This is a genomic window from Streptomyces sp. NPDC006235, assembly GCF_040613735.1.
Taxonomy (GTDB): Bacteria; Actinomycetota; Actinomycetes; order Streptomycetales; family Streptomycetaceae; genus Streptomyces.
Map to the genome: position 1 here is coordinate 133,233 of NZ_JBEXSR010000021.1, position 7,603 is coordinate 140,835.

General features: G+C 67.6%; 4 protein-coding genes. 1 reads left to right on the forward strand and 3 read right to left on the reverse strand.

What is annotated here, in order from left to right; translation table 11 throughout:
• Positions 1 to 179: 179 nt before the first annotated feature.
• Positions 180 to 374: a hypothetical protein gene (locus ABZ192_RS24340; RefSeq protein ID WP_356926550.1), complete on the forward strand. Its 195-nt coding sequence runs from the start codon at positions 180 to 182 to the stop codon at positions 372 to 374.
• Between the two features lie 1,206 nt (positions 375 to 1,580).
• Here ABZ192_RS24340 and ABZ192_RS24345 read toward each other — a convergent pair.
• From ABZ192_RS24345 to ABZ192_RS24355, 3 genes are all read right to left on the reverse strand, one after another.
• The gene (locus ABZ192_RS24345) at positions 1,581 to 3,122 is read right to left on the reverse strand and encodes a hypothetical protein (RefSeq protein WP_356926551.1); all 1,542 of its coding nucleotides are present in this window, start codon (positions 3,120 to 3,122) and stop codon (positions 1,581 to 1,583) included.
• A gap of 495 nt (positions 3,123 to 3,617) precedes the next feature.
• Positions 3,618 to 5,642: a hypothetical protein gene (locus ABZ192_RS24350; RefSeq protein WP_356926552.1), complete on the reverse strand. Its 2,025-nt coding sequence runs from the start codon at positions 5,640 to 5,642 to the stop codon at positions 3,618 to 3,620.
• A gap of 17 nt (positions 5,643 to 5,659) precedes the next feature.
• Positions 5,660 to 6,883: a hypothetical protein gene (locus tag ABZ192_RS24355; protein ID WP_356926553.1), complete on the reverse strand. Its 1,224-nt coding sequence runs from the start codon at positions 6,881 to 6,883 to the stop codon at positions 5,660 to 5,662.
• Between the last annotated feature and the right edge of the window lie 720 nt (positions 6,884 to 7,603).

Here is a 7,603-nt window from a genome sequence, read left to right on the forward strand (position 1 = left end):
GTGTTCTCTTCGTCCCTCACTGACCAAGCATCGCGCAGAACTTCTCCCGTTTACGTGACTTCGGCGCGACTCAGCGCAACCGGGCGCGGCTCGGATTCTGGGTCCTGACACGCCGCAGGCTGGTGGACAGGTCGGCCGACCGCAACGTCCCTCCGTCCACAGCCCTTTGGAGCTGCTCCATGTCGGTGCCCCCGCAGAAGCATCCATCACTCCCGGACCCCACCCGCCGGCCGGCTGATGCCACATCCGATCCCTCGACCCCCGAACGCTCCGCTGACACCGCGCCGCTGCGTCGCGACTTCCTGAAGGGGGTGTTCTTCGAAGCCGGCAAGACGTTCTTCCGGGAAGCTTGGAAGACGATCGCCGGCGAGTGACGGCCGACCGGGGGCCTGGCCGGCGGATCGAGTCGGAGGAAAGCTGCTGCGCTGCATCGCGAAGATGGGCTTACCAGCGTCGCCAGCATGATCCGCCAGCCAGGACCTCGCTGTCCACGGGCCCCGCCCCATGGCGGCTTCCGGTGTCAGTGGCAGGGCTCGCTGCCTCTGCGTCAAAGAACGCATAGGGTCACACATATAAAGACCCAATATAAATCGTTAAACAGGCTCCGCGCCGGATCCCAAAGAAGTTAATTCCCTAAGGGAAAGAACGCCTTCTGTTCCTCCTAGGTAGAAATTCCTTCTGCTGAGATAGGTGACCTGTGGCTGCGTGACCGAGACAACTGGTAGATCGCGAACGGCCTCACGTCAGCCTTGGACGGAGGCAACGTCGGCCCCGGATGTCAGAATCGGCTCCCATCGCCACTCCATACCGAAGCGCGGGCACCCGTCCTCGCCGGAGGAGGAACGCAGCGTCGTGGACAGCACAGTTGTCAGCGTGGCCGTGACTGTAGCCGCGGGCGTGGGCGCGGTCGGGGGGCGTCGCCCGGGTGCTCATGGCCCGGATCACCACACGGGCCCTGTCGAGGAGGACTCGCATCGAAGAGGAAGGCCGCACAGCTGGCATCGACGCGCTCGGGGGAGGGCGGTACCTTGCAGGAGCGGGACGAGACAGGCCGTCACCTGGCAGTGTGCCAAGGAGCACGGTGTGTGCGAGGCAGCCGTGGACCGTATGGAGGATGACACCGCATCCGCCCCGTACCAGGCGCACGGCACCAGGCAGCGACGCCGGTAAAACGTCGGCACTTGCTACCAGGAGGACTGGGGCCCTACCTCATCCGGTTTCCTCCTGCGTCATGGAGCGGAGTACCCGGAAGCCGAAGACGCCGTGCCCAGCGCCTCCGTGGAACTGATGCACTCAAGCCAGCCGGTGCGCAGCCCACGGGCGCGGCTGCGCACGGTCGCCCTGCGGGGCCCTTTTGCGGCGATCGGTCTCCGAGCAGCCCCGAAGCCGATCTCGCTGACCGGCTGGCGGAGACGAGCGCGGACTGGAGCACCCCGCTGTGATGGGGCTCTTTGAATTTCCCCATCCGCTGCTCAGGTGTTGACCAGACTTGCTCACTGAGTTCCCCACTTGCGGTGAATCGGCGCAGGAACGAGTGGGCTCGGGCACACATACTGCGCCTGGACCGAGCGTCGCTTGCGCTACAGCACCGTTTTGGTCTTGGCCTTCCCGTGTCCGCGTTGGACGGGGACACGGCTGCGCTCCTCCGCCGCCATGGCGAGCAGCACGGACGGCGACACCCGGTCCGAGTCGAACGTCTCCGTGTGCCCGCCGAGGTTGCCCATCACCTCAGCCGTAAGGAAGTGTGACAGTCCAAGTTCAGTGGCCAGCCGACGCTTGACCGCAGTCTCCACGGTCAGGGCCTGGGCGCCGGTCTCAAACGGAAGCGTGGCCACCACGTCCCAGCCAATCGCGGAGAACTGGGCGAGTCGGCTCGTCCCGTTTCCGGTGACACCGACCTTCACCGCATTGTGGTGCGGGTGCGCCAGCACGTAGACCACCGCTGGGGCCTCCCGGTCAAGCCCTCCGGGGTGGCAGTGCACGCAACCACCCTGCCCGCCGTCGATGCTGGCCAGCGTCGGCGTGACGATCTGACGGCACGCGAGATGAAGGCTGCGCCACGGTCGGCTCGTCGATTGGAACGCCACCAGCGGAAGGAACCCGGCGTCCCGCATGCGTGCGACTGCCAGCTCCGTGTCGGTGCGTCGCCTATCCGCGCTCTGCTTGTCGGCGCACGAGCGGCATCCACCTTGCCCGGCGAGGATGCCGCCGAGCCTCGGGTACACGACCTGGCGGCACGGAAGGTGGATAGACATCCACGGTGTGTTGCGGCTCTTGTAGTCCTCCAAGGGCTCCAGGTCGGCCTCCCGCATTCGGGCGATGGCCTCGGCCTGGTCCCCGCGCCGAGCTGCGACGCGAGATTCGATGCCGCACGAGCGGCACCCGGTTCGGCGCCCGAGGTCGCTGAGGCGGGGGGTGCCCGCCTGCCCGCAGGCCAGATGGACAGCAGGCCACGGCATTTTCGATCCCGGGTAGTCAGCCATAGGTTCGTAGCCGGCTGCTCGTAGCCGGGCTTCCGCTTCGGTCTTTGCCAGGCGGGTCGTCGCCGTGCGTTTCGCCACCCCGCACGCCCAGCAACACCCAGTGCCGCTGCGGATTCGGTTGAGGGTCGCCGTTACCTCCCGGCCGCACGCGAGATGGCGGCAGCGCCACGGCTCGTGTGAGTTGACGTAGGGCTCCAGCGGCTCGTACCCGGCGGCCCGCATGTCGGCTGCGGCCTCCTCCAGTGTCACCGGCGCACAGCCCGCGCAGTACACACATCCGCCTTGGGTGCGTAGACGATTGAGCACGGGTGTCACCTCCCGGCCGCACGCGAGATGGCGGCAGCGCCACGGCTCGTGTGAGTTGACGTAGGGCTCCAGCGGCTCGAGGCCCGCCTTGCGGAGGCGGGCGACCGCGGTCTCCTCGTCCAGAGATCGGGTGCGGCTTCCCAGCTTCACGCCGCATGGCTGGCACCCGATCTTCGAGTTCCGGAGGTTGCTGAGCCGTGGGGTGACGATCGCCCCGCAGGCAATGTGTCTGCTCCTCCATGGGGTGCTGGAGTTCACGTACTCGTCCAGCGGCTCGAAGCCGGCCTCTCGCATCAGCCGGATTGCTTCCAGCGAGCCCAGGCGCGCAGGCATGTGATTCTCCCTCAGCGTCATCGTGACGGACGGGAGGTTATCGCGCACCACTGACAAGGGAAGGCCCGCGATTTGCAACACACGGGCCTGGGGCCGGAACCGATTCCGGCCCGCTCCCTTCGGAAGCGGGTGACTCCGTTCGTTGCGAGGTCAACCAAGTGGGAGCCGAGAGCGTGCTTGGGGAATTTCGCAAATCCTCATCAGCTGCACGCCACAGAACTGAACGAGCAGCAACGGCACGTCCTGCACACCCTTCTCCAACTGCCCTTCAGACAACGCAGCGTGATGGCCTGGCATCTTGACGGGATTCTCCACCGCCGAGATCGCCGAATCGTAAGGCAAGGACACACCACGGGCTCGTGCACGGGTCAAATGAGACGGGCCGGCCACGAGCAGGCGGCCTCGGCCCTCCAAGTCCAGCAAACAGGCAGCGTCCTCCTGGAACCGGTACCCACGCACCGAGCTGCCGCCTTTGCCGTAATCCGGAGGCGTTCGTCAGCTCCCGTAGGCGTCATCGATGGCTCCGGCGTTGATCAGGGCCACACGCAATGCCTCACGCTCGGAGGTGTTCTCAGCGGGTGCTGCGGCATAGAGGTCGGCAGCGAGGCGGACGGTCCTGGTCCGCCGGTAGCCTTCTATCGGCCCGTGGTCGAGGGCAGCGGCAGCGATGAGCTGGGCGCCAGGAGAAGCGGGAGTACGACCCGCGCGTTTGACCATGGCGAGGGTGTCTTCCAGGTCGGGTTGCTGGGCGAGAGTGGCGACGGTGAGTTCCAGCCACAGGTCCTGGTCAAGACAAGCGGTGAACGCGAAATGACCGGCCCCGCGCAAGGCGGCAGCCGGGAGACCGGCGTCCAGGGCAGCACGCCATAGACCGACGGCCCGGTCGGTCACCTCGTCGCTCTCCGAGCGGTCGGTGTAGGTGGCGAGCTGGGACAGTATCGCGGATATGGCGACGGCCCCTCCGGGGCAGCCGACGAGTCCGGCGAGGAACTCCTCGGCAGGGCCGAGAGGTTCGGCATCGTCCAGCAGCGCACGCAGGACCCGGTAGTGGGCGCCTTCGGTATCCGACGCACACAGGACACGCCACAGACCGGGGCGGTCCAGCCGGGCCAGCAACGCTGCGTCGGGCTTGCCGTGAGCCAGCCAGACACGCGCAGGGCGCCACGCAGGCTCCAAAGGCAGGAGCGTGTCGACGTGGCCGGCTGTCCAAGCGGGGTCGCAGCGGTGGAGCAGGGCGAGGCAGAACCCGATGACCGCGAGAGCCTGGTCATCGGCCGGCTCGGCACTCAGCAGAGTCTCCAGCGTCGTCGTCAGCTCCTCAGGCAGACCGTCCGCGGTGCGCACACCGGACTGGCCACCCCAGGCGGTCAGGGAGAGCAGGGCGCTGCCGCCGGGCGCCGTCGTGGCCACGCCCAGTGGGGAGGAGGTGCCCAGACGCGGGGTGCTCCAGCCAGTGACCAGATCACGCAGCCACGCCACGGCATCCGCTTCCACGGCCCCCAGGGATGCGCCACTGTCCCATGCGCGGTGCAGGAGGTTGGAGATGACCAGCTGCAACTGCACCGCCTGCGGCCCGTCGGCCTCCCGTGGGCGGATGGCGAAGGCTGCCTCGGCGAGCGCGACCAGCGCCCCGGGATCTAGCAGGCCTTTACCTGCGGCGTGGTGGAGGGCGTTGAAGTAGGCGGCCTGCAGGACCGGGCGCGCGGCGGCCGCCGCGACCGCGGCAGGATCCGCAGCCCAGGCCTGCGGATCGTGGGCCACGAGCTCGCCCAGCAGTCCGGCACGATCCTCATCAGCGTAGCCATCGTCGTCTGTGACTTGGGCGGCAGCGAGCGCGGCGACAGCCGCAGCCGCCCCGTCGGCCTGAGCCCGCGCGCTGAAGACCTCTACGGACAGCCCTCCGTAGGTCTCCACCCACGAGGTGGTCTTCACAACAGGCTCAGGCCTGCTCGGGGGAGGCCCGTACTTCTCCTCCAGCAGGGACAGGACCGGCTCCCACGGCCCGCGCACGGGCTCGGGCAGTACCGGGGACAGCCGTCGCACGACGCGCCACCGCCGCGGCACCGGCCCGGGAAACGCATCAGCCCACGCGCGTATCTGGGCCGCAGCAGGCGGTGCGCCCAAGCCTTCTCCCAGAGCCGCTTCCATCTGCGCCCGCAGCTCTTGCGGACAGTGGCCGTCCAGCAGGGCGAGGAAGTCGGCCAGGTCCGCGCTCGGCCATGTTCCGCGGCCCACCTGCCGCGCGGCGGCGACCGCCGTCTGCCACCATTCGGCCGCAGCCTCGGCACGCTGGCTGTCGTGGGGCCAGGACTCCGTCAGATGCACAGCCACCAGCCGCGCCTGGTGCTCGGCGACGGGCAGCTTGCCGTGCACACCCCGCAACCGCTGTCCGACCGGCACGCCGAGCTGCGCCTCGGCCAGGGCGAGATCGAGCACGGCCCGTATCAGCGTCACGACGATGACATGCGGTGGGTCAGTCAGCGTGATCGTGCCGAGTTCGTTGACAAGCTCGGCCTGCAAGCCCGCGCTCTCGTCATTCAGATGGTCGGCGAGGACATCGGCAAGCGCGGAACGGATGACACGCCGAGCCGGTCCTTGCCGGTGCGCAGCCGGCCTTTGGGGTGTGCGGTGTCGACGAGCTCGCGCAGCACCTGTCCGTTCTCCCAGGACTCGTGCTCGGTGAACGTGCGGGCCCGCACGATGCCCTCGAGCACGCGCACCCACAGCCCAGTCCGCTCGGCAACGGGAACATCCCTGGCCCAGTCCGCGACACGCATCAAGACAAACCGTTCCGGCTGTGCCCGCACCAGCCTGGCCAGCAAGGCACATGCCGCCATACCCGTCTCACTGACCACCCCGACCGCCTGCGACAGCGCCCCGGGCCCCCTGGCACAGATCGCGTCCAGGTTCTCCTCCACCCAGGCACACACCCGCTCCGGCTCATCAGCCAGTAGCCGCCGCAGATAGGGCCCCGCCGGCCAGCGTCGCTCTTCGGGCAGCAGCCGCGACAGCGGCAGCAGATCGAGCCATCGCCCACTCATAGCAGCCTGGAAGAAATACACCCCGGCCCGCGGATCGGTCATCCGCGCAACCTCGTCCGCGTCCCGCTCTACCGGAGAATCCAGCCTGGCCAACTCCCGCAACCGGTCCGCCCGCTCAGGCAAGCCGAGAAAGAGGTGCTCCATAGCAGCGGTGACATCGTAGAACTGATGCCGTGCCTCGCTGGCCCCGCTACTGGAACCGTGCAGCACACCGGAAGCGGCGCTGTAGAAGGCGCTCCAGCTGCGGGCCGCCTCCGTCTCGGCGAGGCCCATCTCCTGTCGGGTCTGCTCAAGCACCAAATGACCGATCTGCCGAGTACGGAACCCCCCACGGTTCTCCTGCTCAGCACGCAACTGATCGACCGCGCCGACGAGGACATCCAGATCCCCGGCTCCCACCCCGCTGCTATGCCGCCAGGCATCCGCCACCGCCTCAGCCGCCTCAGTGACAGCCTGGGTCGCGCTGCGCAACCCAGGGAAATCCTCGCCGGCGATCTTCAGAACACTGTCCAGCGCACCACGCAGGCACGACTGCGCCACCTCGTAAGGAGCCTGGAAGGCGGCAGGAGCGTTCATGATCTGGGCCGAATCCAGCAACAGGCTCAGTGCCCGCTGTCCGTGAGCGCCTTGAGCCTGCAGGGCCGACACGAGCTCCGAGCGCACCACGCACACGGCTGGCGCCACCTCTGTCTGCTCGCTGCCAAGGGGAAGACTGGACATCGGCCCACCGTAGCCGCACGAATCGGCAGACATCGCCCCGCGGGACAGCCAACATCAGGGACAGGCACAACCTCAATAACGGCACGCACTAGAGAACCGAACACGCCGATCTGCCAGTACCTGGGGGAGCGGAGTACTGCGAGACCGCAGTGGCCTGAGCTCCGGGCCACCGGAGCTCACAAGCAGCACACCGGCCGCGCCAGCGGCCCACCCTCATCGACGCGCCGCAAGAGGAAACCGGGAACCAGCAGACGTGAGCCCGAACCCACCACCCCAGGCGCCGGCAGGCGCCCGCCACCACACCCAAGCACCCATCAGGCCGACCAACCCCAACACCCAGTCATGCCACCAGGCATGACACCCCACCACACTGACAAACCATCACAACTGGAGCGCACCAGCGCTTCCACGAACAATCCACACCATCACCCAATACCCAACACAAGGCCGCGCCAGCGGCCTAAACAAAAACAGAATCAATTTTGCCGCCAGGCAAAATGCATAAACCAATCCCCATTTACCACCCACAACCTAGAATTTGCCGCCAGGCAAATTCACGCGCCAAATCCAAGGGCCGCGCCAGCGGCCCGACATAAACCACAGAGAATTCGCCGCCAGGCGAATTCCGGGGCGTAGGAATTCCGCCAGGAATTCCATTAGGGGCATTTATGCCCCTCCGCCCCCCTCGCCCAGTTCGCCGATGAGGTAGCCGCGGCTGCC

Excerpts from the sequence above, each read along its gene's own strand:
- ABZ192_RS24345 (WP_356926551.1), bottom strand. The coding sequence starts at position 3,122 with ATGCCTGCGCGCCTGGGCTCGCTGGAAGCAATCCGGCTGATGCGAGAG.
- ABZ192_RS24355 (WP_356926553.1), bottom strand. The coding sequence starts at position 6,883 with ATGTCCAGTCTTCCCCTTGGCAGCGAGCAGACAGAGGTGGCGCCAGCC.
- ABZ192_RS24340 (WP_356926550.1), top strand. The coding sequence starts at position 180 with ATGTCGGTGCCCCCGCAGAAGCATCCATCACTCCCGGACCCCACCCGC.